The following is a 25,153-nucleotide window of genomic DNA, read 5'->3' on the forward strand; positions in this document are numbered from 1 at the left end:
CGGGTATCTGACTGCTGGCTAAGTCAATTGAAGGGGAATCGTGCCGTTGGGGTCGTAGTCGCGTAAGCGACCGGAGCGCCCCTAGGTGCGGTAAACCCTTCACTCACTGGTTTTGCCATTAACCTCGTATAACTCACTCTTTTACGGCTTGTGGCGCATTGACTACCGTAGGCTGTGGACGTTGCTCCCGTGGGGTGGCATACCAATAACCCAGACCCATAAATACCGCGCCTGACAGGGTATTCCCCAGTGTCACCCACAGCAGGTTATGACCGATACCGCTCAGGGTGTAAGCCTCGCTGTGATGACCGAACCAAGACAAGGCGAACAGCGTCATATTTGCTACGGAGTGTTCATAACCGGAGGCAATAAAGGCCAGCAAGCACCACCAAATAGCGATAAATTTAGCGGCACCTTCTACCCGAATTGCCATCCAGATCGCCAGACAAACCAGCCAGTTACATAGTACACCCTTAAAGAATAAGGTCATAGCGGGCGCAGAGGTTTTTGCCAGCGCTGCGGTGTGCACCAAACTGGTATCCACTGACAGCAGGTTACCGCCGCCGTAGTAATAAAGCAGGGCAACAAAAACAGAACCCAGCAGATTCCCCAGCCAGGTTTGTGGCAGTACAGTCCACATTTGACTGGATTTAATAGTGCCTGCCTTGACCCCAAAGGTCAGGAACATGGTGTGGCCGGTAAACAGCTCAGAACCAGCGATAATCACTAAAGTCAGCGCCAGACCAAAGGTGGCCCCCATGACTAATGGGCGGTAAGCGGGGTCAATCAGATTGCCCAGGGTAAAAATCAGAATAATGCCAAGGCCAACATAAGCACCGGCCATCGCCGAACCAATCCAAAATCCCAGCGGGCTTTCTTTTGCCAGTTTGACGATGCGGGCCGCGTTGGTCGCGCATTTGTTAATTGTATCTGTATACATACTCATACCTGTGATCGAGAGTTATTTTGTGGTTATCCGGCACTGGCCGGATAACTGTTATCTATCACGCTTTGACTTGCACTATGCCGTCGCGAACCCGCGCATCAAAATGGGTAACCGAGCGCGTTTCATCTTCCAGACAGAAGCCATCATGCAGGCGAAAATGTTGTTTTTTCAGTGGGCTGGCCACCCACAAATCACCTTGATGTTCTGCGATTAATCCGCGCGAGAGCACACTGGCCTGAGCGAAGGGGTCAATGTTGCTAATGGCAAACACCTGTTCGTCCGCATAAGGTCGGAATACCGCGACTTGATGCTCACCAATCAGGCCACATACGCCGCTACCGGGCAAAATATCGGCTAATGGGCAAAGTGGAATCCACTGACTCATAAGTTATCCTCCAGTTCCAGCACCCTAACAGGGATGCGTTCATCCGGACGGGCCGGGCGATGTTGTTCACGTTCAGGCACTACTTGCACATTTGGGTCACGTAGTGGGCTGTTGATAAAGTGGGCGAAACGGACTTGCGCAGCCGGGTTTTCGACGGTGACTTTCCATTCGCAGGTGACTTTATCGCGCAGGCGAGCAATATCCGCTTCTAGCTGGTCGTTAATGCCCAGTTTGTCATCGAGAATGACGGCGCGTAGATAGTTAATGCCACCTTCCAGACTTTCCAGCCACACCGAGGTGCGTTGCAGTTTATCGGCGGTGCGGATGTAGAACATCATAAAGCGGTCGAGATAGCGCATCAGGGTTTCTTCATCCAGATCCGCTGCCAGTAAGTCCGCATGACGTGGTTTCATCCCGCCGTTACCGCAGACATACAGGTTCCAGCCGTTTTCGGTGGCGATAATCCCGACATCTTTACCCTGTGCTTCTGAACATTCGCGGGTACAGCCGGAAACACCAAATTTCATTTTGTGTGGTGTCCGGATGCCTTTGTAGCGGTGTTCCAGTGCGACACCGAAGCCGACGCTATCGCCAACCCCAAAGCGGCACCAGGTGCTACCGACACAGGTTTTTGCCATACGTAGTGCTTTGGCATAGGCGTGTCCGGTCTCAAAGCCCGCTTCAATCAACTGCGCCCAAATAGCCGGGAGATCGTCTTTTTGTGCGCCAAACATCCCGACGCGCTGTGAGCCGGTCAGTTTGGTGTAGAGATTATATTGTTTGGCGATGCGGCCAATGGCCAGCAGACCATCAGGCGTGATTTCCCCACCCGGTGAGCGCGGGATAACCGAGTAAGTGCCGTCTTTTTGGATATTGCCGAGGAAATTGTCGTTGGTATCCTGCAACGGGGTGTGTTGCGGCTCCAATATATATTCATTCCAGCAGGATGCCAGCAGTGAACCCACCGTCGGTTTACATACTTCACAGCCATAACCTTTACCATATTTTTCCAGCAAGGCATCAAAGCTTTTAATCCCTTCGACACGGATCAAGTGATATAGCTCTTGACGTGAATACGCGAAGTGCTCACACAAATGATGATTAACTTCAATGCCTTGCTTGCTGAGTTCGGCATTCAACACTTGGGTCACTAAGGGAATGCAGCCGCCGCAACCGGTACCGGCTTTCGTCGCCGATTTAAGCGCTGCTACGGTATGGCAACCCTGGCCGATGGCTTGAATAATGTCGCCTTTGGTGACATCAAAACAGGAACAGATTTGTGCGGTATCCGGCAGGGAATCAACCCCCATCGCTGGTTTACTGCCCGCATGGGCTGGCAAAATCAGGCTGTCGGGGTTTTCCGGTAGCTCAATATTATTCAGTGCTAATTGCAGCAGATTACCGTAATCGCTGGTATCACCGACCAGCACCGCCCCGAGCAGTTTTTTGTTGTCGGCGCTGACCACCAGACGCTTGTAAATCTCTTTGCTTTCATCGAGATAAACATAGCTGCGTGCGCCTTCAGTGCGACCGTGGGCATCACCAATCCCGCCGACGTCTACACCGAGGAGCTTGAGTTTGGCGCTCATGTCCGCGCCCTGGAAGGTATTTTCGCGCCCCAGTAAATGGTCAGCCGTCACCTGGGCCATTTTGTAACCCGGTGCGACCAGCCCGAAAGTCCGCTCTTGCCATGATGCACACTCGCCAATGGCGTACACATCCGGGTCGGAGGTTTGGCAATAATCATTAATAGCAATACCACCACGGCGCGCTGTGGCTAAACCGCATTGGTGAGCCAGTTTGTCTTGTGGGCGAATACCGGTGGAGAAGACGATAAAATCGACTTCCAACTGGGTGCCATCGGCAAACAGCATGGTTTTGCGGCTGTTTTGCCCGCTATGGACAATTTCTTGCGTATTTTTGCCGGTATGAACTCTGACGCCCATGCGCTCAATTTTCTGGCGCAGTTGGTCACCGCCCATTGGGTCAAGCTGTTCTGCCATTAATACCGAAGCAAATTCAATGACATGGGTTTCAACACCGAGGCTTTTCAGTGCGCCTGCGGCTTCCAACCCTAATAATCCGCCACCAATGACTGCCCCGCGTTTACTGCGACGGGTACAAGCTTCAATGGCATTTAAATCTTCAATGGTGCGGTAAACAAAGCAGTCTTGCCCTTCGCTGCCTTTAATCGGCGGGATCCACGGATAGGAGCCGGTCGCCATAATCAGCTTGTCGTAATATAGAGTACGGCCGCTGTTGGAGTGGATGACTTTCTCTTTGCGGTTAATGGTTATGGCGCGTTCGCCAACCAGCACTTTGACGCCGTGCTTTTCATAAAAACCTTCGCGAACTAATGACAGTTCTTCCGCAGTGTGGTGGGAGAAGTAAGAAGAAAGATGAACCCGGTCATAAGCGATGCGTGGTTCTTCGCAAAAGACGGTTATCTCAAATTGGTCTTTATCTGCTTTATCTAATAAGTCTTCAATAAAGCGGTGGCCGACCATACCGTTGCCGATGATGGCAAGTTTGACTTTGCTCATTTTTGCCTCAATTTTTAATTTTCTACCCTCACCTTAATCTTCCGCACAGCGCACTTATTGATGTAAATCAATTTGCCATCCATATACCTCTAAGGTGGTAGATGGCTGATTTTTAACGTTTTTTATAAGTTGTGGATTTCATTCATGTTTAGCTGAATGGTTTCAGTTTCGCTTTTTTTATTCATTAAATTGAAACGATGTTTTAGTAAAAGAAAATCGGCGAGTGGCTGTGGGTCGGGTAAGCTAAAGCGTAATAACGAAAGCAATCATGGAGTCATCTATGGCGGGCCAATCTTCAACGAATCATTTATTAAGCACAATTAATAATATCCGCCTTGCCGGGCAAGCAGGGCTGTGGCAGATAGCCATTGCCGAGGGCAAAATCACGGCGATTGTGCCGCAACCGGAGCTGCCAGTAACCGGTGATGGGGTATTGGATGCCCAAGGTGGACTGGCATTGCCGCCATTTGTTGAGCCGCATATTCATCTGGATACCACTCAAACCGCCGGGCAGCCAAGCTGGAACCAATCCGGCACCTTGTTTGAGGGCATTGAGCGCTGGGCTGAGCGTAAAGCCTTACTGACCCGAGACGATGTTAAGCAGCGCGCCTGGCAAACATTGAAGTGGCAAATAGCCAATGGCACTCAGTATGTCCGCACCCATGTTGATGTTTCGGACCCCAGCTTGACGGCCTTAAGTGCCATGTTGGAAGTCAAAGAGGAAGTCAGTCCGTGGGTGGATATGCAGATTGTGGCCTTCCCGCAAGAAGGGATTCTCTCCTATCCTGATGGTGCCGCGCTGTTGGAAGAGGCGCTGCGACTGGGGGCTGATGTGGTTGGCGCTATTCCTCATTTTGAATTTACTCGCGAATATGGCGTCGAATCGCTACATATCGCCTTTGCATTGGCGCAAAAATATCAGCGGCTGGTGGATGTTCATTGTGATGAGATTGATGATGAGCAGTCGCGATTTGTCGAAACAGTGGCGGCATTGGCGCACCGGGAGAACATGGGCGCGCGAGTGACCGCCAGCCATACCACGGCGATGCACTCTTATAATGGTGCCTATACCTCCCGGTTATTTCGCTTGCTGAAAATGTCCGGTATTAACTTTGTAGCCAATCCGCTGGTGAATATTCATCTGCAAGGGCGCTTTGACACTTATCCCAAGCGGCGGGGTATTACGCGGGTGAAAGAGATGCTGGCGGCACAGATTAATGTCTGTTTCGGTCATGATGATGTGTTCGACCCGTGGTACCCGCTGGGTACCGCCAATATGTTGCAGGTATTGCATATGGGGTTACATATCTGCCAGTTAATGGGATACAGCCAAATCAATGATGGATTGAATTTGATAACTACCCACAGTGCCAGAACCCTGAATTTATCAGATTATGGGGTACAGACGGGTAACAGTGCCAATCTGATTATTCTGCCAGCAGAAAACGGTTTTGATGCGGTGCGGCGGCAAGTGCCGGTGCATTATTCCATTCGCCACGGCGTGGTGATAGCGAAGACCCAACCAGCAGAGAGCTGGATTTATCTCGGCCAGAAAGAGCGGGTAGATTTTAAATAAACGGAATTGCCCTGCACCGATATGGCGGCAGGGCAATCAAACAGCTAAATCAATGAGTCACGTGGCCATGGCTGCGGTGCTTGGTGAAGAAGCCCAAAATCAGACACATCACAAACACGGTCAGGTACAAGCCGTTAGCGGTTGCCAGTGCGGCATGAACACCACTATTAGCCACAATCGGGCCAGTTACCACGAAGGTTAACATGGTGCCGACAGTACCGCAGGTCAGAATGAAGTTCACCAGTTTTGGTGAAGACACTTTGGTTTGCAGTGAACCTAGCGTAATCAGCGTGGTGTAAATGGCACTAGAGACAAAGCCCAACGCCAGAATGTAGTAGCTCAGGTGTTCTGGATTATCCGTACTGACAAACATGTACATCGCCAATGTTGCCAGCGCCGCTAACACGGTGACGATGCGTTGCAGGTCAAAGAAGCGCAGGATAAAGCTGAATACCCACATCCCAATCATGTAGGAGATCCAGAAGTTACTGACCAATTGGCCAGCCTGACTGATATCCATGTTGAAGGTTTTGGTGGCGTATTCCGGTACCCACTGGATGAAACCGAGTTGGCCCAAGATATAACACAGTGCGGCAATCGCCAGGAACAGCACGCCCACCCCCCATTTTTCTTTCACCACAGGTTTGCTTTGATCGGTGGCTTTATGGCCCAGAACCGGGAACTCAGAGCACAATGTCAGCACGAAAATACCGACATACAACAAGCCGATGCAGGCATAGACCCAGTACCATTCGATATGGCGTGCCAGCAGCATCGCTGCGGCGACCGGGAAAATCATCCCGGCCATGCTGAAGAATGAGTCGGTGAACAGCAGGCGTGACCCGCGCTGACGTCCTTCATACATGTGGGTTATCAGGAAGGTACCTATCGACATGGTTATCCCGCTGACGACGCCGAGAATAAACATGCTGATGGAGAAGATCATCAGATTATGGCCAACCATTAATCCGGCAATCGCAATTAACATCAGAATGAAACCAAACACTAACTGACGTTTTAATGGAATGATTTCCATCAACCAGGCATTCAGGAAGATAGAGATCAAAATACCGGCATTAAGGAAAGTGAATGTGTTACTCATACTGGCAATAGGCAGATTGAAATACTCTGCGATATTTCCCATCACCATCCCGGTGACAATAACTAACGCACCGGTCAGCGCGTATGAAAAGTAACTGATCCAAGTGAGTCGAAGGCGATTGCTGTTATTCATAGATGGGGCCTGTGTCAGCATAATGTTAAGTCAATAATAGTAAGAGCATATATAAAAAGCGCTAAAACCATTTCTGCACTGAGGCGGCGGATCCTAGCACAGGCATAGTGAGTTTTTGTGATTTACATTCAATTTTTAATGCAATGAGTGGAGCGCGATTGCGAAAAATAGTGAGGTGTCACAATTTGTAGTGGCGAGGCATTGATAAATATTCTGAATATGACAGGAAATGAGGATATTTTGAGTCTGTTTTCACACCAGGAAAGAGTGGCAGGCAGATGCATGTTAATCAGCGCTGAATTTACATAAATGCTATTTTTTAGGCGGCATAACTGACTCGCGCATGATAATCGTAGGTGGGAAACTAGCAATGGGAATCAATGGGTTAATCAGCAGTTGAGTGGCATATCGCGCCATTTCTACAATGGGGAAATGTAAGCTGGTTAATGCCGGGCTGACAAATGGAGCACGTTCGCCACTGTCATAGCAAAGCAATGAAATATCCTGCGGGACTTGCAAGTGATGCTTATTGATAGCGAGCAGGGCACCAATAGCCATTTCTTCGTTACAACAATATATAGCGGTGGGGTGCTGTGGGCGCTTGAGGATCTCATCTGCACGTTGATAGCCGCTTTCCAGGTCATATACCCCTTCCACACAAGCTACCGGCTCTAAACCGGCTAATTGCATCGCATCGATAAAGCCCTGACGACGTAATTCACTGGAATGGCGCTGCGCTGAACCACTGATACAAGCAATGTGGCGATGGCCGGCATCAATAAGTACTTGTGTAGCCATTTGGCTGGCACGGCGATGATCAAAAGTGACACAGCGAGCTTCCAGGCCGGGAACCAGTCTATCCAATAAGACAAACGAACGGCCTGCTGCCGCTAACTGATGTAGCCTTTCATCACTGAGAAAACGCACATGCAGGATTAATCCATCGCAACGTAGGTTATACAGGCGCTGAATAGCCTGCCATTCCTTATCTGCGTTATCCCGCCCCTGAGTGACTAACAGCTGTTTACCCTGCGATTCGGCTTCAGTTTGGACGAAATCCATCAACGCCCCAAAAAAGCCACCACGGTAGGATGTGGTCACTAACCCCAGCGTATTACTTTGGCTGGAGGCCAGTGCCCGTGCGGCAGGGTTCGGGGTGTAGCCCAAAACTGCGACCGCTTGCTCAACTTTTTCACGCGTTTGCGCTTTAACATTGGTATCACCATTGACCACGCGGGATACCGTAGCGCGGGAAACCCCGGCTAATACCGCGACGTCTTCCAGTGTGACCATTGCTGACTCCAATCCCCTTCATACTTGAAGTTGCAGGGGGAACTGCAACTCCAATTACGTAGAGTATAAAATGAATGAATGTTACAAATCTGCGAACTGCGGCAAGTAAAGTTTATTTACTTGTAGCACATCGTCCAATAGTGGCTGAGCAATACTGGCGTTCCCAATCAGTGGGTTGGTCACCAATGCCAACAAAGCACTACGGCGATCGCCGTGCACTGCAGCTTCAATTGTCAGGCGCTCATAGGCTTTGACTTGCTGGGTTAGCCCATGCATGGAAACCGGTAAAGGGCCAAAAGTCAGTGGGTGTGCACCTTGCGCATCAACAATACAGTTGGTTTCTACCACGGAACCATCAGACAAACCACGAATCGCGCCACGGTTTGTTGTATTCACAACTAGTTGCGTACCTAAATTATTATGAATTGCACGAATAAGTTCCAGTGCTACTTCAGAATAAAATGATCCGCCACGGAAACTGAGTTGCTCCGGTTTGCTATCCAGATGTGGGTCAGCGTACAGATCAAACAACTCTTTTTCTACCTGCATCACTTGTTCTGCACGGGTGCCGCGTTCAGCCGCTGCGGCCATTTCTTCTGCCAGCATATCTTGTGTCTGGTAGAAATAGCGATGATAAGGGCAAGGGATAGCACCCATTGCTCGCAGGAACTCCGGTGGCCATGGTGCTTCTTTGATGTTGTTCATGGTCAGTGAGGCTCCGTCACACAACATGTTTAGCACATCTGCGGTGACGTTTTTACCCTGCTGGAGCACTTCATGCACCCATACCATATGATTTAGCCCGGCGAAACGCAGCTGGATATCTTCATAAGGCGCATCCAGTAACTTCGCAATCATATGGTGCATACTGATCGGGACATTACACAGGCCAATAATCTTCGCTTTGCTATAGCGGGTTACTGCTTCGGTGACGATACCGGCTGGGTTGGTAAAGTTGATTATCCAGGCATCCGGTGCCAGTTTTTCAACTTTCGCAGCAATATCTAGCATAACCGGAATGGTACGGAGCGCTTTGGCAAAACCGCCGACACCCGTGGTCTCCTGCCCGAGTAAGTTATATTTCAAACCCAAACGCTCATCCGCTGCCCGTGCCGGGAGTTGGCCGACACGGAATTGTGTCAGAACGAAACTGGCACCTTCAATGGCGGTATCCAGTGAGAAATGAACACTAACTTTCACCTGTTCCAACCCGTGACGATCCAGCATTCTGCGGGTCAGCGCGGCAATAATCTCCACTTTTTGACGACCTAACTCGACATCAGCCAGTGCCAGTTCGGTAACCGGCAGTTGGTCAATTCGCTGAATTAATCCATCAACTAGTTCAGGGGTATAACTACTGCCGCCGCCAACAATGGCAATTTTAAAGGTTTTCATATTTGGCCTCCAAATGAGTAAATTATAAATGAGAGCGCTCTCATTTGGGAGAAGACTAACGATTAACCAAAAACAAAATGGGATGTTGCTCGCAAAAATGACAGCCTGAGAGCAAGGAAATAAGCAAGACGTGATCCCGGTTGCAGAATTTCGGCATTGCCTGAGATTGGGTGGATGGTTTAGTTTGGCTAATTAATCTCTATTACGCGGTTTAACGGCCGAAGTGGTGAGTTTCCTGCGAAAATGCGTATTCTGTTACGTAAATAACCGTAAATGGGTGGCATTGAGCGGGTCAGCTCTCTAGAATCAAAGCGCTTTTCCGTTGTTCGCATCCCACAGAAAGGAACCGTTAATGTTCAAACGTACTTTAGTGACCTTCATTGCACTTTGCTCCCTAAGCGCCGTGGTGCCCGCAGCTTTAGCTGCCGGTGAACCTCATGTGTTGTTAACAACGTCGGTTGGGAATATTGAGTTGGAACTCAATAGCCAGAAGGCACCGATTTCAACACAGAATTTCGTTGATTACGTCAACAACGGCTATTACAACAACACTATCTTCCACCGCGTTATCCCCGGTTTTATGATTCAGGGCGGGGGCTTTACTGCCGATTTCAAACAAAAGACGGCTAAAACGCCGATCAAAAATGAAGCAGATAACGGCTTGCGTAACCTGCGTGGCACCATTTCTATGGCCCGTACCGCAGATAAAGACAGCGCCACCAGCCAATTCTTCCTCAACGTGGCAGATAATGCTTTCCTTGATCATGGCCAACGTGACTTTGGCTATGCCGTGTTCGGTAAAGTGGTTAAGGGTATGGACGTGGTAGAGAAAATCTCTCAGGTTCAGACCGAAAACGTCGGGCCATACCAAAATGTGCCGGTGAAACCGATCACTATTCTGTCGGCAAAAGTTTTACCTTAATGATTTAGTTGTCAGCCTTCTTCCCCGAAGGCTGATATACCCTACTAACATCCCATCCTCACCAGAAATTAATCCTTTTGCCTAACCAGGTTGCATATAATCAATTATCTGTCTCAGTTGGGGGTAACGGTTTATGAGTGAAGCATTGCTTATCGCGAAGGCACAGCCGGCACAGGATTTAGTGATTTTATCGGCATTGGCAAACCGTCATGGCTTGATTACTGGCGCGACAGGTACCGGTAAAACCGTCACGTTACAAAAAATGGCCGAGCAATTTTCCCGCATTGGCGTGCCAGTCTTTCTGGCTGATGTGAAAGGCGATTTATCCGGTATTGGTGCTGAAGGTGTTGCGTCAGAAAAGTTGCAAGCACGACTGGCGGCAATTGGGGTGACAGACTGGCAACCACAAGCTTGCCCGATTGTGCCTTGGGATATTTTCGCTGAAAAAGGCCACCCAATCCGAGCTACCATTTCCGATCTTGGCCCGTTACTGCTGGGACGTTTGCTTGATCTCAATGAAGTGCAAAGTGGTGTGCTGCAATTGGTATTTAAAATTGCGGATGACAACAATCTACTGCTGCTGGACATGAAAGACTTACGCGCCATCGTGCAATTCGTTGGCGATAATGCAAAACAGTTCCGCACTCAATATGGCAATATTACACCCGCCTCGATTGGCGCTATCCAGCGCGGTTTACTGACTTTAGAAGAGCAGGGCGCTAACCAATTTTTTGGCGAGCCGATGTTGGACATTCACGACTTGATGCGAACTGACAGCGATGGGCAAGGGGTTATCAATCTGCTGGCCGCTGACCGTCTGATTAATCAACCAAAACTGTATGCAATTTTTCTGCTGTGGTTGCTAGCTGAACTTTTTGAGCAATTACCTGAAGTTGGTGATGTCGATAAACCTAAATTAGTTTTTTTCTTTGATGAGGCCCATTTGTTGTTTACCGATGCTCCGACTGCGCTGGTGGATAAAGTTGAGCAAGTGGTACGGCTGATTCGCTCAAAAGGGGTTGGCATCTATTTCGTGACACAAAATCCATTGGATATTCCTGATAAAATTCTCGGCCAATTGGGCAATCGCGTGCAGCATGCTCTACGTGCTTTTACTCCACGGGATCAAAAGGCGGTTAAATCTGCGGCGCAAACCATGCGCGCGAACCCGGCATTCAGCGCCGAACAGGTGATTACCGAACTGGGTGTTGGCGAAGCACTTATTTCCTTCCTTGATGAGAAAGGGCGGCCCAATATCGTTGAGCGCGCTATGGTGATTGCCCCACAATCTAAAATGGGCGCACTGGACACCGCAGCACGTAATCACGCCATCAATCATTCACCACTGTATGGCCGCTATGAAGAGATGGTGGATCGCGAGTCGGCATATGAGAAGTTATCCGCCGGCGGTTCCTCCACCTTGGGAGATGCGGCTCCAGACGGCACGACTGCTCCGCAGCAGCCGAGTAATCAGGGGGGCGGATTGATGGATGGGCTAAATGATTTGCTATTTGGTTCGACAGGCCCGCGTGGTGGCAAACGAGATGGTATCGTTCAGACTGCGGCTAAAAGTATGGCACGCGATCTGGGGCGACAAATTTTGCGCGGTGTTCTGGGGTCAATTACTGGTGGGCGCAAGCGCTAACCTGATTTTTTGGATATGAAATGCTGTTATTGATCGATAATTACGATTCGTTTACCTACAACCTGTACCAGTATTTTTGCGAGCTGGGTGCAGAGGTGCTGGTTAAACGCAATGATGAAGTACAACTAGCTGATATTGAAAAGCTATCACCTTCTCATTTGGTTATTTCCCCCGGCCCTTGTACCCCCAATGAGGCTGGGATCTCCTTGGATGCTATTCGTCATTTTGCCGGTAAATTACCCATACTGGGCGTATGCCTGGGTCATCAGGCACTGGGGCAGGCTTTTGGGGCGCGTATCGTGCGGGCGCGACAAGTGATGCACGGTAAAACGACAGCAATTCGCCACAGTGGGCAGGGGGTTTTCCGTGGGCTTAATCAGCCGCTAACGGTGACTCGTTATCACTCTTTAGTGATTGCCGCCGATTCACTGCCTGATTGTTTTGAACTGACCGCATGGACAGAACAAGACGGAGTGATGGATGAGATTATGGGTATCCGCCATCGCACCTTGCCACTGGAGGGGGTGCAGTTTCATCCGGAGAGTATTCTTAGCGAGCAAGGCCATCAGTTATTAGATAATTTCCTTAAAAATTAATCTGTTGAGATCTACTTTACCAATTGGTTTATTTTTCGTTTGCCTGATTGTGATTTTTTATGCATATTTTATGATTATATTTTCACATGTCAGAAATTGGCAACTCAATGGTTTATTAGGATGGACAGCGTAATGGCAGATAAATTAGCAGTAACTCGCAGTACATTCGATCAGGTTATTTTGCCTGTTTATGCACCAGCGCAGTTTATTCCGGTAAAAGGGAAAGGAAGCCGCGTGTGGGATCAACAAGGTACGGAATACATTGATTTTGCAGGTGGAATTGCGGTTACTGCCTTGGGTCATTGCCATCCGGCACTGGTAGCAGCATTGCATCAGCAAGGTGAAATGTTATGGCATACCAGTAACGTATTTACCAATGAGCCAGCACTGCGTTTGGCACAGAAACTGATTGCAGCAACTTTTGCCGATCGGGTGTTTTTCGCTAACTCTGGTGGTGAGGCAAATGAAGCGGCGTTTAAGTTAGCTCGCCATTACGCCATTGAACGCCATAGTCCTTATAAAACTAAAATCATTGCGTTCCATAATGCATTTCATGGTCGCACCCTGTTTACTGTATCCGTTGGTGGGCAGCCAAAGTATTCCGATGGATTTGGCCCGAAACCGGCGGATATTATCCACGTGCCGTTTAATGACTTGGCTGCGGTAAAAGCTGTCATGGACGACCATACTTGTGCCGTCGTGCTGGAGCCTATTCAGGGTGAAGGTGGGATTACTGCTGCCACACCTGAGTTTCTGCAAGGGGTACGTGCACTTTGTGACCAACATAAAGCGCTGTTGGTATTTGATGAAGTGCAAAGCGGCATGGGGCGCAGCGGTAAGCTGTTTACCTATATGCATTATGGTGTGACGCCAGATATCCTCACGACAGCTAAAGCTCTGGGGGGCGGGTTCCCTGTCAGCGCGATGCTGACCACAGAAGAAATTGCATCGGTGATGGCGGTAGGCACGCATGGTACTACCTATGGCGGCAATCCTCTCGCCTGTGCGGTGGCAGAAGCCGCGTTGGATGTCATTAACACCCCTGAGGTACTTAATGGTATTGAACAGCGTCACGGCCTATTTGTGCAAGCTCTGCAAGAGATCAATAACAAGTATCATGTGTTCAGTGATATCCGCGGCATGGGGCTATTGATTGGCGCTGAATTAGCACCGCAATATCAGGGTCGTGCACGGGAGTTCCTGACAGCTGCGGCAGCGAATGGCTTGATGATCCTCAATGCCGGGCCAGATGTATTGCGCTTAGCGCCTTCGCTGGTGATTGAGCAAGAAGATATCCAGCAAGGTATGGCGCGCTTGGAACATGTTATTGCCAGCCTGGCGCAAGGGTAACTTTGCATTACATTATGAAGAGGCTTTTTTTATCTGAGGTTAATGACAATGCTATTTATAGCTCAGTGAGTGAAGGGTTGACCGTACCTAGGGGCGCTTCAACGGCTTACGCCGTTACGACCCCAACGGCACGTTTCCCCTTCATTTTACTTCGTCAGTAGTCTGAGGCTTTTTGGCCTCTTCATTTTTACGCCTTGCTGTACAACTTGTGCCGACGCCAAATACCGTGGTGCGGCTGTTGCTGCCATGCCAGAGATGAAACGGTATGCATTACACTGAGATGTGACAAGATTCGCCGTAAATTACGTTCCGATTCAGAGATTTGTGTATCAGGATCGATGTCTGGCATTTGCACAAAATCGTTATTCCCCTCACTGTTATCCGATTCCAGCCGTTGCTGGCATTGCTGAATTGCCATCTCACAAAGCTGTAAATATTCTTCCGCCAATTTAACAGTCAGCTGAATATGGCGTTTATCTGATTCTAGCGGTGATTCTTCCAATGGATAAGCGCGAGTCAGGATGGTCATCTCATTGATATGCCCAACAATAAGTTCGCTATGGGTGGCCCATAGGCGCATGTCGGCCAAATATTTTGAGTTAAATCCGGGTTCCTGCATGGCCTGATTCAGTGAGCTCAGGACAGCATTGCTGGCTTTGTTCACCTGAATGCGTTCATAGGAGAGTTGCCCGATATCTGGATTAGATTTCAGTAGGATGCGCAGGATCTTCTGATAACTCTCCAGTGCTTGATGCGCATTCTTTCGCAGCAAACCGCTTTGCCACTGTGGCCACAACCATAGTGCGCTGGCGAAGGCCAACGCACAGCCGATTAAGGTATCCAGCAATCGTGGAACTAAAAAGTCGGCACCCTCTCCGGTCAATAATTGCAAGATATACACTGTAGTGATGGTTCTAAAGATGACTGACCAGCCATAGTTTTTGCGCTGAACCAGATAGGCTATCAATGTGATGAGCAACATGATGCTCAGCGTAGTCCCTTCCGGCATTTGAAAATGCAGCAGGGCCGCTGCGAGTAACAGCCCAATCAGAGTGCCCATGGCGCGGTGGTGAATCCGAATTTTAGTGGCGTTGTAGCCGTTTTGCGTCACCAACATGATGGTGAGTAAAATCCAATAAGGTTTAGGCAAATGGATCAGGCTACCAATATAACTGCCTGCTGCCAGCGTTACGCCCATGCGGCCTGCATCACGTAATGCGCTGGATTTAAATGATAAATAGCCGACAAGCGCTGGCCAGAATGGTTGAGATAGTTGGCTAGACATCAAATCGCGGTCATATTGCGGGCGCTGATCGCTCAGGATCTGGGTAATGTGGCTGATATGGTAATAGCAGAATTGTGCCACCGGATTATCTGGATGTTGCTGGGCAACTTCTTCCAGTTCGACCAGCGCATCACCGGCACTGAAATGAGTCTTCGCGCGGTGGTGATAGAGAATATTATCGGCGATGGTACGCATTTGTGTTGAGATAATCCGTACATTACGTTCAAGGATGGCTTCTATTGAACTCTGCTCTATCAGCTCTTGCGCCTTTTCTGACTGATTCATCGCCGCAGTGATATGTTCCTGCAAATCAAGCGCCATTTGAAAGAGTATCAGTAGCCGCTTTTGTTCTTTCTTGGTGGCATTAGGTAGTAGATTAAATTGTTGATAAAGCTGATTAATTTTATCCATAATACCTTGCTGCCTATCAAGCAGGGCTGGCATCATTTTTTCCGCTTTCTGGCGCTGACCAAGCAAAGAATAGGCAGCATCACAATAATCGGCCAACAGATGGTAAAGCTGACTCAGTGGCTCACGGATGGGTTGGTCTTTGCATAACCGAAACCATAGCCAGGTAAATACCCCGTACCAGAGAGTCCCCACGGCACACATCAACGGCGCTTGCCAAATAGGCGCACGGCCTACCATGCTGAGACTAAAAATCGCGGCGATCAATGCTGCCGGGAGCAACCGGCCATTGAGCTGGCTGATGGCACCACTTACCCCCAATGTTAATGCGAGACCAAGCATCACCACCGGCAATGGGATATCCCATAGCAGTAATTGTTGAGTCAGAAAACTACTGAAGGTAAAGAGTGTCCCGCCGACAATCAGCCGCCGGAAGAAATGTTGATGGGGAGTATCGAGCGAAGCAATATTACAGCAGGCGGGTATCAGGGAGAACATCAACCCCAGCCGCAATTCCCCCACGGCAAACCCCAATGCCGCCGGTAAGCAGAGAACCAGTGTTTGGCGGAGCGCATAATTAACTTCAGGATGATAAATAAGCCGTTGCCATTTCATGTAGGCCCCAGAAATTTATTAATCACACAAAAGAAAACCGGTGCCGAGGTAGCAGCACCGGTTTATAGGGAATTAACGGGTGCCGTAAACGACAATCGTTTTACCGTGTGCGGAGATCAGATTTTGATCTTCCAGCATTTTTAGTATCCGCCCCACAGTTTCGCGGGAGCAGCCAACTATTTGACCAATTTCCTGGCGGGTAATCTTTATCTGCATCCCATCTGGGTGGGTCATGGCATCAGGTTGTTTTGCCAGATTAAGCAGCGTTTGTGCAATGCGTCCAGTCACATCAAGGAAAGCAAGGTTACCCACTTTCTCAGATGTTATCTGTAAGCGATTCGCCATTTGTGAAGACAGGCGCATCAAGATATCTGGATTGACCTGAATTAACTGGCGGAATTTTTTGTAAGAAATTTCAGCCACTTCACAGGCAGTTTTTGCTCTGACCCAGGCACTACGTTCTTGGCCTTCTTCAAATAATCCAAGTTCGCCGATGAAATCTCCCTGGTTTAGATAGGAGAGAATCATCTCTTTACCTTCTTCATCTTTGATCAGCACCGCAACGGAGCCTTTCACGATGTAGTAAAGCGTTTCGGCCTTTTCACCTTGGTGAATTAGCGTACTCTTCGATGGATATTTGTGGATATGGCAATGAGACAGGAACCATTCGAGAGTCGGGTCTGTTTGTGGCTTGCCGAGAACCATTCGCTGTTATCCTCTGTTGTTATCGCTGCCTAACTTAACAGGGCTCAGAGTTCCCTGTACGGCGTGCTTATAAAATACACTTTCTCTTAGCATATTAATTTGCTCAACTGCCGAAAGGTATAGCCAAGATACGTACCGGATAGAAACCCTTCACTGAGTATTGAGAAGCTACCCTATTTAATTCTAAAAACAATACTTTCGGTTCTGTTTGTAGCACAGGATGAGGCTAGTGTCTTGTGTTGTATCGCTTCAGCATGATGAACATCGGGTTACATTGCCAGTTTGTAAATGAAAGGGTAGTCTGAATCGGAAAATTTAACCGGGAGCAAGAGTTATGCAGGCACGTGTAAAGTGGGTTGAAGGGCTTACATTTTTAGGTGAGTCCGCTTCAGGTCATCAAGTTTTAATGGATGGGAATGCTGGAGACAAAGCACCAAGTCCGATGGAAATGTTGTTAATGTCGGCCGGTGGCTGTAGTGCAATTGATGTCGTTTCTATCTTACAGAAAGGGCGTAACGATGTGCGCGATTGCGAAGTGACGTTAACCTCGCAGCGCCGGGAAGAAGCACCGCGCCTGTTTACGCAAATTAACCTGCATTTTATTGTCAGCGGCAAAGGCTTGACGGATAAAATCGTTGAGCGTGCGGTTGAGCTTTCGGCTGAGAAGTATTGCTCGGTTTCTTTAATGTTGGGGAAAGCGGCGACTATTACCCACAGTTTTGAAATCCGTGACATCGCGTAAAAGTGCTGACCCATAACCTCGCTGAATAGGTTATGGGTTTATTCTTTAATCAGTTGCCTATCTTCTTACCTTCCAGCAATTGCTGCACCAACGGTGCCATAATCAGCTCCATTGCCAGCCCCATCTTCCCGCCGGGTACCACCAATGTATTGATATTGGAAATAAACGACCCTTGCAACATTGCGAGCAAGTAGGGGAAATCGATTTGATCCAAACCTCTGAAGTGAATGACGACAAAACTTTCATCCAGTGACGGAATGGCTTTGGCGGCAAATGGATTAGAGGTATCAACCGTCGGAACGCGTTGGAAGTTAATATGGGTGCGTGAGAACTGTGGCGTAATGTAGTTAATGTAGTCATCCATAGATCGCACCACCGAATCCATTACCGCTTCACGGGAATGGCCTCGCTCGCCGGTATCACGGACTAATTTCTGAATCCACTCCAGGTTGACTATCGGTACCACGCCGACCAGCAAGTCGACATGTTTTGCGACATCATGATGTTCGGTCACGACCCCGCCGTGCAGCCCTTCATAAAACAGGACATCCGTGGGTTCCGGCAGAGCCTCCCAAGGGGTGAATGTGCCTGGGATCTGGTTATAGGGCACGGCTTCATCATAGGTATGGAGATACTTACGTGAGCGCCCGGTTCCATGCTCGCCGTATTGCGACACACTCTCTTCTAACTGACCAAAGTCATTGGCTTCTGGGCCAAAATAGCTAATATGTCGGCCTTGATCCCGTGCCTTACGGATGACGGTATCCATTTCAGGACGGGTATAGCGATGGAAGCTGTCACCTTCAATTGGCGCTGCGCGGATATTCAATTGCTGAAAAATTTTGCGAAACGCCAGACTGGTGGTGGTTGTCCCTGCGCCACTTGAGCCGGTGACGGCTATAACCGGATGTTTAATTGACATATTAGCTGTAACTCCATGGGGTTAGATCCTCAGTGGGCGGGCTTAAACGGTCTATTTTTTCTTGTTAATGGTTATTTTTAGGGCAAAGTGCCCGGCTTGTCACCCTGATTTTACTTAGAGGATAGGGTGACAACGCATGGGTTATGGCAGCTCTTCTGCTCCAGCACGAAAGGTGCCGCGTGGCATGATATTGATAGTTTCGTGTAGCTCTGACCAAACTAATACGGCCTCACCACTGACTAATTGACGGCGTACGTCTTCGACTTTTTGCGTCAATGACCGCTCATGTTCGCCGTAATCCGTGCCTTCACGTAGCACAAAGGCTTCCAGCAGATTATCCAGCGTTTCGCTGTCGACTTGCTGCCAGGGGATTATCATGATTGTTGCTCCAAATAGGGGGAAAGCCAGGCTGGAATACGTTGTTCCAACCACATTTGCGGATGTTTTAACGAGCCACTGACAAAACCGACGTGGCCGCCATGCTCAGTTAGCTGATAATCAATATTGTCCGGTAACTCGTGTAGATTCGGGATGACTTCAGCCGTCATGAACGGATCATCTTTGGCATGAATGATAAGCAGTGGAGTTGTAATTTGCGGCAATAATGGTAAAGCGCTGCAACGTCGATAGTAATCCAGTGCATCATCGAAGCCATGTATTCTTGCCGTGATGACATCATCAAACTCTTTGATTCGCCGCAGTCCTTTCAATTGAGGCAGATCCAATGGCAGGCTTCCGGGGTAATGCAACAACTTGCGGGTGGCATTTAACTTCAGTTGGTTCAACAAATAGTGCTGATAGACGCGAGAGAAACCTTGTTCCATACGATTAGCACAAGGCTCAAGCATCAGTGGCGCAGAAACCACCACGGCTGCCTCTAATAAGCTCTCTTGCCCTTGCTCAGCCAACTGCCCTTGTTCAGCCAAGTAGAGCGCCAGCATATTGCCGCCCAAAGAGACGCCAACCGCGGCGGTGGGAACCTGACCATAGCTTTCCCGCAGCCAACGCAGAAAGAACCGGGCATCTTCTGTTTCACCAGAATGATAAATACGTGATTTACGATTGGGTTCGCCACTGCATCCGCGAAAATGCATCACCACACCCAGCCACCCTTTGTCTTGCCAGGCGCGCAGCAAACCGTGGGCATAGGGGCTGTAAAAATTCCCTTCCAGCCCGTGGAATAGCACGACTCTGGGTTTATCCCGTGCCAGCTCGGGGTTTTCACTCCAGGCTAGATCGACAAAATCCCCATCGGGTAATTCCAGCCGTTGCCAAAAAGGTTGCAGTTGAACCCGCCGCCTGACCAGCCGTGGCAGCAGCGTTTGCAGATGTGGATTGCTGGCACCGGCCAGCGGACGAAATATTTCATGCATATGGTGAATGGAAATCATGTTGTTGCTCTTGTGTGATCAATAGCACACTGTTAGCTTCATGGGTATATCGCGCATCATTTTGGGTGAGAGGCACCCGTCTCATGGAACTGAGTTTATTTCTTTCAATGGTAGGTTTTCTCTGGGTTGCCGCTATCACTCCTGGCCCAAACAATATGCTGTTAACTTCAGCTGGGGCCAATTTTGGTTTTATGCGGTCTATCTGGTTGATGTTAGGCATTATGTTAGGCATGCAAAGCATGCTGCTGCTGGTGGCGTTTGGCGTCGGTGGTCTGATTCTGATCTACCCCTCCTTGCACTTAATTCTGAAAATCCTGGGTAGTCTTTATCTGCTATGGCTGGCATGGAAAATTGCCACTTCGGCCTATGAAAAATTAGAAACCAATGTTGTTCCACCAAAACCGCTGCGTTTGTATCAAGGGTGGTTATTGCAGTTCCTTAACCCAAAAGCCTGGTTGATGGGATTAGGGTCAGTTGCCAGCTTCAGCATGGCAGGGGCGGCCTATAATCATTCGATCTTAATGATCAGTCTTGGCATGTTTATGGTGAATCTGGTGGCCGGAATCATTTGGCTGGGTTTTGGAACATTGATCGGCCGTCTGTTACGCAGTCGCCGGGCATGGTTTACCTTTAATATCGCGATGGGCTTGCTGACGGCGGCCTGTGTGCTGCTTATTTGGCATTGATTACTCAGCGGGACTAATAAATGGCTTATAACTATTTTCATGTGGATGCGTTTATCGGCACAGGGTTATCCGGTAACCCTGCTGGGGTGTATTTACTGAAAAAACCGCTGTCGGCAGCACAGATGCAGCGTATCGCTGCGGAAATCAATTTACCGGAAACCAGCTTTGTCTGGGACGAAGGGGATAAATCGGCAATCCGTTGGTTTACGCCAGAGCGTGAAGTGGATTTATGCGGCCACGGCACTCTGGCGGCGGCACATGTAATGTTCAACGTGGTTAACCCCGGTTTGCACGATATCTGTTTTCGTAGCGCCAGTGGTGATTTACATGTCAAGCGCGATACTGACAACTTTAGCCGACTATCACTGGATTTCCCTGCATTGCCCCCAGAGAAGATTGCGATTGCGGCTGAACTGAAAGCCCTGCTTGGTACCGATATTCAACAGGTATGGCAGGCAAAATCCCTGCTGGTGGTGCTGGAGAGTGAGCAACAAGTACGTCAATTACAGCCGGATCTGGTGGCGCTGATTGCTTATACCGGCCGAGGTGTGATTGTGACCGCGCCGGGTGATGAGGTCGATTTTGTTTCGCGCTACTTTACCCTGAGCAGCAATGAAGATCCGGTTACCGGCTCAGCTCATTGCACATTAATGCCATATTGGGTGGCGCGGTTGGGTAAAACATCGTTGCATGCCCGCCAGATATCCGCGCGTGGTGGTGAGCTATTTTGCACTTTAGCCGGGGAACGTACTTTTATTTCAGGTGCATCCCGCATTTTCCTTAAAGGCGAAATTACATTTTAGTTAACTGTTTGTTACGGATAAGAATTCTTCTGTGAGTTAATTTGTTATCGCTTAAAGGAATAAAGAATAATTTTTTATTCCTTTAGCGGTGTTACTCCTTCAGGTATCACTGTTATTTCACGCAACAAAAGCGAATGACACTGTTAACCGAGCGGAGTGAACCCATGACGATAACCTTTTCTTCTGTAAGTCTTGCCAGCGCAGCACGTGGCATCTGGCGATCGGGTGGGGCGCTGTTGGCTCTGTCATTGGTGGCGACCAGCGCACATGCTGTTGATGTGACAGTGGCCTACCAAACCTCTGCGGAACCGGCCAAGGTCGCGCAAGCGGATAACAGCTTTGCCAAGCTTTCCGGTGCCAAGGTGGATTGGCGTAAATTTGATAGTGGCTCCAGTGTCGTCAGAGCGCTTGCTTCGGGTGATGTGCAGATTGGTAATATCGGCTCTAGCCCACTGGCTGTTGCGGCCAGCCAGAATGTCCCGATTGAGGTTTTCTTGTTGGCCTCACAACTGGGCAGCTCTGAAGCATTAGTGGTCAAAAAAGAGATCAAAACTCCGCAGGATTTAATTGGTAAACGCATTGCCGTGCCATTTATCTCCACCACCCATTACAGCCTACTGGCTGCTCTGAAGCATTGGGGTATCAAGCCGGATCAGGTCACTATTCTGAACTTACAGCCACCCGCTATCGCTGCCGCCTGGCAACGTGGTGATATTGATGGCGCGTATGTTTGGGCTCCTGCTGTCAACGAATTAGCCAAAACCGGTACTGTCCTGACTGACTCTGCGCAAGTGGGGCAATGGGGCGCGCCAACTCTGGATGTTTGGGTGGTACGCAAGGACTTCGCTCAGGCCCATCCTGAAGTGGTGACCGCCTTTGCTCGCAGTGCATTGGCCGCTCAAGGGGCTTATTTAGCACAACCGGATCAATGGCTTAAAAACCCAGAACATCTGAGCCAGCTTTCGCGCTTAAGCGGTGTTCCGCCAGAGCAAGTGCCAGAACTGGTGAAAGGCAACACCTACTTGTCAGTAGCCGATCAGATAACCCAATTGGGCCAGCCGGTGGATCAAGCTATCCGTGATACCGCTGCGTTCCTCAAACAACAGGGTAAGATCCCGCAGGTTGCCAGTGATTATCGTGATTTCGTCACTGACCGCTTTGTGAAAGATGTTCAGGCGACCCCGCAGTCCTAGGAGCCATCATGTTAAATGTCAGTGGCCTGTGGGCTGAATATCAGGGCAAACCTGCCTTACAGGATGTGTCATTACAAATCGCATCCGGACAGTTGGTCGTGGTATTGGGGCCATCAGGCTGTGGCAAAACTACATTGTTGAATTTGATTGCCGGATTTATGGAGCCTTCAGCTGGCAGCATCACTCTGGATGATATTCCGGTTCATGGCCCGAGTGCCGAACGGGGAGTGGTGTTCCAGCATGAGGGTTTACTGCCGTGGCGCGATGTGGTCAGCAATGTCGAGTTTGGCTTGCAACTGGCTGGTTTGAGCAAGCAACAGAGACGGATAACCGCGCTGAAAATGCTTAATCGGGTCGGGTTAGCCGGTTTTGAACATCACTACATTTGGCAGCTTTCTGGAGGGATGCGCCAGCGAGTGGGGATTGCCCGAGCGCTGGCGGTGGATCCGCGCTTATTACTGCTAGATGAACCGTTCGGTGCGCTCGATGCTTTTACTCGTGAACAGATGCAAGAGCTGCTGCTGTCTATTTGGCGTGACACCGGCAAACAAATTTTACTGATTACCCACGATATTGAAGAAGCGGTATTTCTGGCCAGCGAGCTGCTATTGCTGTCGCCGGGGCCGGGGCAGGTGGTCGAGCGATTATCGCTAAACTTTGGTCAGCGCTATGCCGATGGCGAAGCTTGCCGCAGCATTAAGTCTGATCCTGAATTTATCGCCCGCCGCGAATATGTGCTGGGTAAAGTCTTCCAACAGCGGGAGACCCTGATATGAGCCTGCACAGTACATTACGCGACGCCAGTTTACGCCCACAAGCCACCCCGTTATCTGCGCCTGAGGCCGTGCGTCCAGCGCCCTTGAACGCTAAGAAGCCTGTACGCCGTTTACCGGCGACGAAAGGATTGTGGCTCAGTATCGCCACTTTGGTGAGTGTGGTGGCGCTGTGGTGGGCGGTCACGGCGCTTGGGCTTATCAGCCCGTTATTTCTACCCGCGCCGCAACAGGTTCTGCATCAGTTACTGGTGATTGCCAGCCCACAGGGCTTTATGGATGCCACGTTATGGCAACATTTGGCCGCCAGTTTGGGGCGTATTTTAATTGCACTGTTAGCCGCTGTAGCTCTCGGTGTCCCCACCGGAATTGCTATGGGGCTGAGCAGCACAGTGCGTGGCGTGTTGGATCCGCTTATTGAGATTTATCGCCCAGTGCCACCGCTGGCCTATCTGCCGCTGATGGTGATTTGGTTTGGTATTGGCGAAACGTCAAAAATATTGCTGATTTATCTGGCCATATTCGCGCCGATCACTTTGGCCGCGGTGGCAGGAGTGCGCAGTGTGGCACAGGTACGAGTGAGAGCGGCACGCGCATTGGGTGCCAGCCGCTGGCAGGTTTTATGGTTTGTTATTTTGCCCAGCGCATTACCGGAGATTTTAACCGGCATTCGCATCGGGCTGGGGGTCGGTTGGTCAACATTGGTGGCGGCTGAGTTAATCGCTGCGACGCGTGGATTGGGCTTTATGGTGCAATCGGCTGGAGAATTTCTCGCCACCGACGTAGTGATTGCGGGCATCAGTGTGATTGCCATTATCGCTTTTGGCATGGAATTAAGTTTGCGGGCAATTCAGCGCCGGTTAACACCTTGGTATGGAGCACAGCAATGAATGAACGTTTGGTAGTGACGCCATTGGGACCGCATATTGGCGCTCTGATTGAGAATGTGAATATCGCCCGCCCGTTGGGGGATAGCCAGTTTGAGCAGCTTTATCATGCCTTGCTCAAGCATCAAGTCCTGTTTTTCTGCAATCAACCGATTACCCCGTTACAGCAACGCGATTTAGCCGGGCGCTTTGGTGATTTACATATTCATCCGGTTTATCCTCACGCGAAAGAGTGTGAAGAGATTATTGTTTTAGATACGCACGATAATAATCCGCCGGATAATGATAATTGGCACACTGACGTCACTTTTATCGAGACTCCTCCTTTAGGTGCGATTCTGGCTGCGAAGCAATTGCCGACCACTGGCGGTGATACGTTATGGAGCAGTGGGATCGCCGCTTATGAAGCCCTTTCAGCACCGTTTAAACAGCTTTTAGCGGGGTTACGGGCAGAGCACGATTTCACCCATTCTTTCCCCGAACATAAGCACCGTGCAACGCCAGAAGACCATCAGCGCTGGTTGCTGGCAAAAGAGAAGAATCCGCCATTGCTCCATCCGGTAGTACGTACTCATCCGGTGAGTGGGCGTCAGGCATTATTTGTTAATGAAGGATTCACTACGAGAATAGTGGATCTCAGTGAGAAAGAGAGCGATGCGCTACTGCGTTTTCTGTTTGCGCATGCCACCAAACCGGAGTTTCAAGTGCGCTGGCGCTGGCAACAGGATGACGTGGCTATCTGGGATAACCGCGTCACCCAACACTATGCCAATGCGGATTATCTACCGCAGCGACGGATTATGCACCGAGCGACGATTCTCGGAGATAAGCCAGTATTTCGGCCTTAATGGGCTATCT

The 25,153-nt window shown here is 49.6% G+C and carries 23 protein-coding genes; 12 read left to right on the forward strand and 11 right to left on the reverse strand.

The annotated features are described in order from the left end of the window. Positions 1-133: 133 nt before the first annotated feature. The 3 genes from nirC to nirB all read right to left on the reverse strand — a co-directional run bounded on the left by nirC (position 134) and on the right by nirB (position 3,874). Positions 134-940 (reverse strand): nitrite transporter NirC, encoded by an 807-nt coding sequence (gene nirC, locus QSV56_RS13665; RefSeq protein ID WP_019081532.1) that lies wholly within the window; start codon positions 938-940, stop codon positions 134-136. Between the two features lie 64 nt (positions 941-1,004). After that, on the reverse strand, positions 1,005-1,331 hold the full coding sequence (nirD, locus tag QSV56_RS13670) for a nitrite reductase small subunit NirD (RefSeq protein WP_050132010.1): 327 nt from the start codon (positions 1,329-1,331) through the stop codon (positions 1,005-1,007). Beyond that, positions 1,328-3,874, reverse strand: coding sequence for a nitrite reductase large subunit NirB (nirB, locus tag QSV56_RS13675; RefSeq protein ID WP_046694431.1), 2,547 nt, complete (start codon positions 3,872-3,874; stop codon positions 1,328-1,330). The genes nirD and nirB overlap by 4 nt, the downstream gene beginning before the upstream one ends. Before the next feature lie 280 nt (positions 3,875-4,154). On the opposite strand from nirB, the gene QSV56_RS13680 reads away from it, so the two are divergent. Continuing rightward, positions 4,155-5,450 (forward strand): cytosine deaminase, encoded by a 1,296-nt coding sequence (locus QSV56_RS13680; protein ID WP_301212769.1) that lies wholly within the window; start codon positions 4,155-4,157, stop codon positions 5,448-5,450. Between the two features lie 49 nt (positions 5,451-5,499). Here the strand turns inward: QSV56_RS13680 and tsgA are convergent, their stop codons facing one another. From tsgA to QSV56_RS13695, 3 genes are all read right to left on the reverse strand, one after another. After that, complete coding sequence (gene tsgA, locus QSV56_RS13685) at positions 5,500-6,684, reverse strand: MFS transporter TsgA (protein WP_005174681.1); 1,185 nt, start codon at positions 6,682-6,684, stop codon at positions 5,500-5,502. 312 nt (positions 6,685-6,996) lie between these two features. Next, complete coding sequence (locus QSV56_RS13690) at positions 6,997-7,977, reverse strand: LacI family DNA-binding transcriptional regulator (protein WP_046051830.1); 981 nt, start codon at positions 7,975-7,977, stop codon at positions 6,997-6,999. Positions 7,978-8,058: 81 nt separating this feature from the next. Then, entirely contained in the window at positions 8,059-9,372 is a 1,314-nt protein-coding gene (locus tag QSV56_RS13695; protein WP_019081528.1) for a 6-phospho-beta-glucosidase, read from the reverse strand. Between the two features lie 352 nt (positions 9,373-9,724). Between QSV56_RS13695 and ppiA the strand changes: the two genes are divergently transcribed. From ppiA to QSV56_RS13715, 4 genes are all read left to right on the forward strand, one after another. Further along, positions 9,725-10,294, forward strand: coding sequence for a peptidylprolyl isomerase A (gene ppiA / locus QSV56_RS13700; protein ID WP_019081527.1), 570 nt, complete (start codon positions 9,725-9,727; stop codon positions 10,292-10,294). A 133-nt stretch (positions 10,295-10,427) separates the two neighbouring features. Beyond that, entirely contained in the window at positions 10,428-11,939 is a 1,512-nt protein-coding gene (locus QSV56_RS13705) for a helicase HerA-like domain-containing protein (RefSeq protein WP_046051829.1), read from the forward strand. Between the two features lie 20 nt (positions 11,940-11,959). Then, positions 11,960-12,535: an aminodeoxychorismate synthase component II gene (locus QSV56_RS13710; RefSeq protein WP_019084079.1), complete on the forward strand. Its 576-nt coding sequence runs from the start codon at positions 11,960-11,962 to the stop codon at positions 12,533-12,535. Between the two features lie 132 nt (positions 12,536-12,667). Next, positions 12,668-13,885, forward strand: coding sequence for an aspartate aminotransferase family protein (locus QSV56_RS13715; protein WP_046694434.1), 1,218 nt, complete (start codon positions 12,668-12,670; stop codon positions 13,883-13,885). A 187-nt stretch (positions 13,886-14,072) separates the two neighbouring features. On the opposite strand, the gene QSV56_RS13720 is transcribed toward QSV56_RS13715, so the two are convergent. Together QSV56_RS13720 and crp are read right to left on the reverse strand one after the other, a co-directional pair. Beyond that, on the reverse strand, positions 14,073-16,193 hold the full coding sequence (locus QSV56_RS13720) for a YccS/YhfK family putative transporter (RefSeq protein WP_050163318.1): 2,121 nt from the start codon (positions 16,191-16,193) through the stop codon (positions 14,073-14,075). Between the two features lie 72 nt (positions 16,194-16,265). Beyond that, a complete protein-coding gene (crp, locus tag QSV56_RS13725; RefSeq protein WP_002212297.1) occupies positions 16,266-16,898 on the reverse strand; it encodes a cAMP-activated global transcriptional regulator CRP in 633 nt (210 codons plus the stop codon). Between the two features lie 334 nt (positions 16,899-17,232). On the opposite strand from crp, the gene QSV56_RS13730 reads away from it, so the two are divergent. Further along, positions 17,233-17,640: an OsmC family protein gene (locus tag QSV56_RS13730; RefSeq protein WP_004391459.1), complete on the forward strand. Its 408-nt coding sequence runs from the start codon at positions 17,233-17,235 to the stop codon at positions 17,638-17,640. 49 nt (positions 17,641-17,689) lie between these two features. On the opposite strand, the gene QSV56_RS13735 is transcribed toward QSV56_RS13730, so the two are convergent. The 3 genes from QSV56_RS13735 to QSV56_RS13745 all read right to left on the reverse strand — a co-directional run bounded on the left by QSV56_RS13735 (position 17,690) and on the right by QSV56_RS13745 (position 19,935). Next, a complete protein-coding gene (locus QSV56_RS13735) occupies positions 17,690-18,562 on the reverse strand; it encodes a phosphoribulokinase (protein ID WP_046051826.1) in 873 nt (290 codons plus the stop codon). A gap of 141 nt (positions 18,563-18,703) precedes the next feature. Beyond that, the gene (locus tag QSV56_RS13740; RefSeq protein ID WP_046051825.1) at positions 18,704-18,940 is read right to left on the reverse strand and encodes a YheU family protein; all 237 of its coding nucleotides are present in this window, start codon (positions 18,938-18,940) and stop codon (positions 18,704-18,706) included. Further along, positions 18,937-19,935: a hydrolase gene (locus QSV56_RS13745; protein WP_026018068.1), complete on the reverse strand. Its 999-nt coding sequence runs from the start codon at positions 19,933-19,935 to the stop codon at positions 18,937-18,939. Before QSV56_RS13745 ends, QSV56_RS13740 begins: the two co-directional genes overlap by 4 nt. Positions 19,936-20,036: 101 nt before the next feature. On the opposite strand from QSV56_RS13745, the gene QSV56_RS13750 reads away from it, so the two are divergent. The 6 genes from QSV56_RS13750 (at position 20,037) to tauD (ending at position 25,143) form a co-directional block, all read left to right on the forward strand. Next, positions 20,037-20,639, forward strand: a complete 603-nt coding sequence (locus QSV56_RS13750) for a LysE family translocator (RefSeq protein ID WP_005159767.1) — start codon at positions 20,037-20,039, stop codon at positions 20,637-20,639. Between the two features lie 20 nt (positions 20,640-20,659). Continuing rightward, on the forward strand, positions 20,660-21,442 hold the full coding sequence (locus tag QSV56_RS13755; protein ID WP_046051824.1) for a PhzF family phenazine biosynthesis protein: 783 nt from the start codon (positions 20,660-20,662) through the stop codon (positions 21,440-21,442). A gap of 164 nt (positions 21,443-21,606) precedes the next feature. Next, positions 21,607-22,635 (forward strand): taurine ABC transporter substrate-binding protein, encoded by a 1,029-nt coding sequence (tauA, locus tag QSV56_RS13760; RefSeq protein WP_019081516.1) that lies wholly within the window; start codon positions 21,607-21,609, stop codon positions 22,633-22,635. A gap of 8 nt (positions 22,636-22,643) precedes the next feature. Beyond that, positions 22,644-23,411, forward strand: a complete 768-nt coding sequence (gene tauB, locus QSV56_RS13765) for a taurine ABC transporter ATP-binding subunit (RefSeq protein ID WP_046051823.1) — start codon at positions 22,644-22,646, stop codon at positions 23,409-23,411. Then, positions 23,408-24,298 carry a taurine ABC transporter permease TauC gene (tauC, locus tag QSV56_RS13770; RefSeq protein ID WP_019081514.1) on the forward strand — a complete coding sequence of 297 codons (891 nt, stop codon included), beginning with the start codon at positions 23,408-23,410 and terminating at the stop codon, positions 24,296-24,298. The genes tauB and tauC overlap by 4 nt, the downstream gene beginning before the upstream one ends. Continuing rightward, the gene (tauD, locus tag QSV56_RS13775; RefSeq protein ID WP_301212783.1) at positions 24,295-25,143 is read left to right on the forward strand and encodes a taurine dioxygenase; all 849 of its coding nucleotides are present in this window, start codon (positions 24,295-24,297) and stop codon (positions 25,141-25,143) included. Before tauC ends, tauD begins: the two co-directional genes overlap by 4 nt. The last annotated feature ends 10 nt before the right edge of the window (positions 25,144-25,153 follow it).

Origin of the sequence: Yersinia sp. 22-579, from assembly GCF_030433455.1 — a bacterium.
Classification (GTDB): domain Bacteria; phylum Pseudomonadota; class Gammaproteobacteria; order Enterobacterales; family Enterobacteriaceae; genus Yersinia; species Yersinia enterocolitica.

What these genes read in the sequence shown, in the direction of transcription:
- QSV56_RS13680 (WP_301212769.1), top strand. Translation starts at nt 4,155, where the DNA reads ATGGCGGGCCAATCTTCAACGAATCATTTATTAAGCACAATTAATAAT.
- QSV56_RS13735 (WP_046051826.1), bottom strand. Translation starts at nt 18,562, where the DNA reads ATGTCAATTAAACATCCGGTTATAGCCGTCACCGGCTCAAGTGGCGCA.
- tsgA (WP_005174681.1), bottom strand. Translation starts at nt 6,684, where the DNA reads ATGAATAACAGCAATCGCCTTCGACTCACTTGGATCAGTTACTTTTCA.
- QSV56_RS13745 (WP_026018068.1), bottom strand. Translation starts at nt 19,935, where the DNA reads ATGCATGAAATATTTCGTCCGCTGGCCGGTGCCAGCAATCCACATCTG.
- QSV56_RS13755 (WP_046051824.1), top strand. Translation starts at nt 20,660, where the DNA reads ATGGCTTATAACTATTTTCATGTGGATGCGTTTATCGGCACAGGGTTA.
- QSV56_RS13690 (WP_046051830.1), bottom strand. Translation starts at nt 7,977, where the DNA reads ATGGTCACACTGGAAGACGTCGCGGTATTAGCCGGGGTTTCCCGCGCT.
- QSV56_RS13710 (WP_019084079.1), top strand. Translation starts at nt 11,960, where the DNA reads ATGCTGTTATTGATCGATAATTACGATTCGTTTACCTACAACCTGTAC.
- nirB (WP_046694431.1), bottom strand. Translation starts at nt 3,874, where the DNA reads ATGAGCAAAGTCAAACTTGCCATCATCGGCAACGGTATGGTCGGCCAC.
- crp (WP_002212297.1), bottom strand. Translation starts at nt 16,898, where the DNA reads ATGGTTCTCGGCAAGCCACAAACAGACCCGACTCTCGAATGGTTCCTG.
- QSV56_RS13720 (WP_050163318.1), bottom strand. Translation starts at nt 16,193, where the DNA reads ATGAAATGGCAACGGCTTATTTATCATCCTGAAGTTAATTATGCGCTC.
- tauA (WP_019081516.1), top strand. Translation starts at nt 21,607, where the DNA reads ATGACGATAACCTTTTCTTCTGTAAGTCTTGCCAGCGCAGCACGTGGC.
- QSV56_RS13715 (WP_046694434.1), top strand. Translation starts at nt 12,668, where the DNA reads ATGGCAGATAAATTAGCAGTAACTCGCAGTACATTCGATCAGGTTATT.
- QSV56_RS13705 (WP_046051829.1), top strand. Translation starts at nt 10,428, where the DNA reads ATGAGTGAAGCATTGCTTATCGCGAAGGCACAGCCGGCACAGGATTTA.
- nirC (WP_019081532.1), bottom strand. Translation starts at nt 940, where the DNA reads ATGTATACAGATACAATTAACAAATGCGCGACCAACGCGGCCCGCATC.
- QSV56_RS13750 (WP_005159767.1), top strand. Translation starts at nt 20,037, where the DNA reads ATGGAACTGAGTTTATTTCTTTCAATGGTAGGTTTTCTCTGGGTTGCC.
- QSV56_RS13740 (WP_046051825.1), bottom strand. Translation starts at nt 18,940, where the DNA reads ATGATAATCCCCTGGCAGCAAGTCGACAGCGAAACGCTGGATAATCTG.
- QSV56_RS13695 (WP_019081528.1), bottom strand. Translation starts at nt 9,372, where the DNA reads ATGAAAACCTTTAAAATTGCCATTGTTGGCGGCGGCAGTAGTTATACC.
- tauB (WP_046051823.1), top strand. Translation starts at nt 22,644, where the DNA reads ATGTTAAATGTCAGTGGCCTGTGGGCTGAATATCAGGGCAAACCTGCC.
- QSV56_RS13730 (WP_004391459.1), top strand. Translation starts at nt 17,233, where the DNA reads ATGCAGGCACGTGTAAAGTGGGTTGAAGGGCTTACATTTTTAGGTGAG.
- ppiA (WP_019081527.1), top strand. Translation starts at nt 9,725, where the DNA reads ATGTTCAAACGTACTTTAGTGACCTTCATTGCACTTTGCTCCCTAAGC.
- tauD (WP_301212783.1), top strand. Translation starts at nt 24,295, where the DNA reads ATGAATGAACGTTTGGTAGTGACGCCATTGGGACCGCATATTGGCGCT.
- tauC (WP_019081514.1), top strand. Translation starts at nt 23,408, where the DNA reads ATGAGCCTGCACAGTACATTACGCGACGCCAGTTTACGCCCACAAGCC.
- nirD (WP_050132010.1), bottom strand. Translation starts at nt 1,331, where the DNA reads ATGAGTCAGTGGATTCCACTTTGCCCATTAGCCGATATTTTGCCCGGT.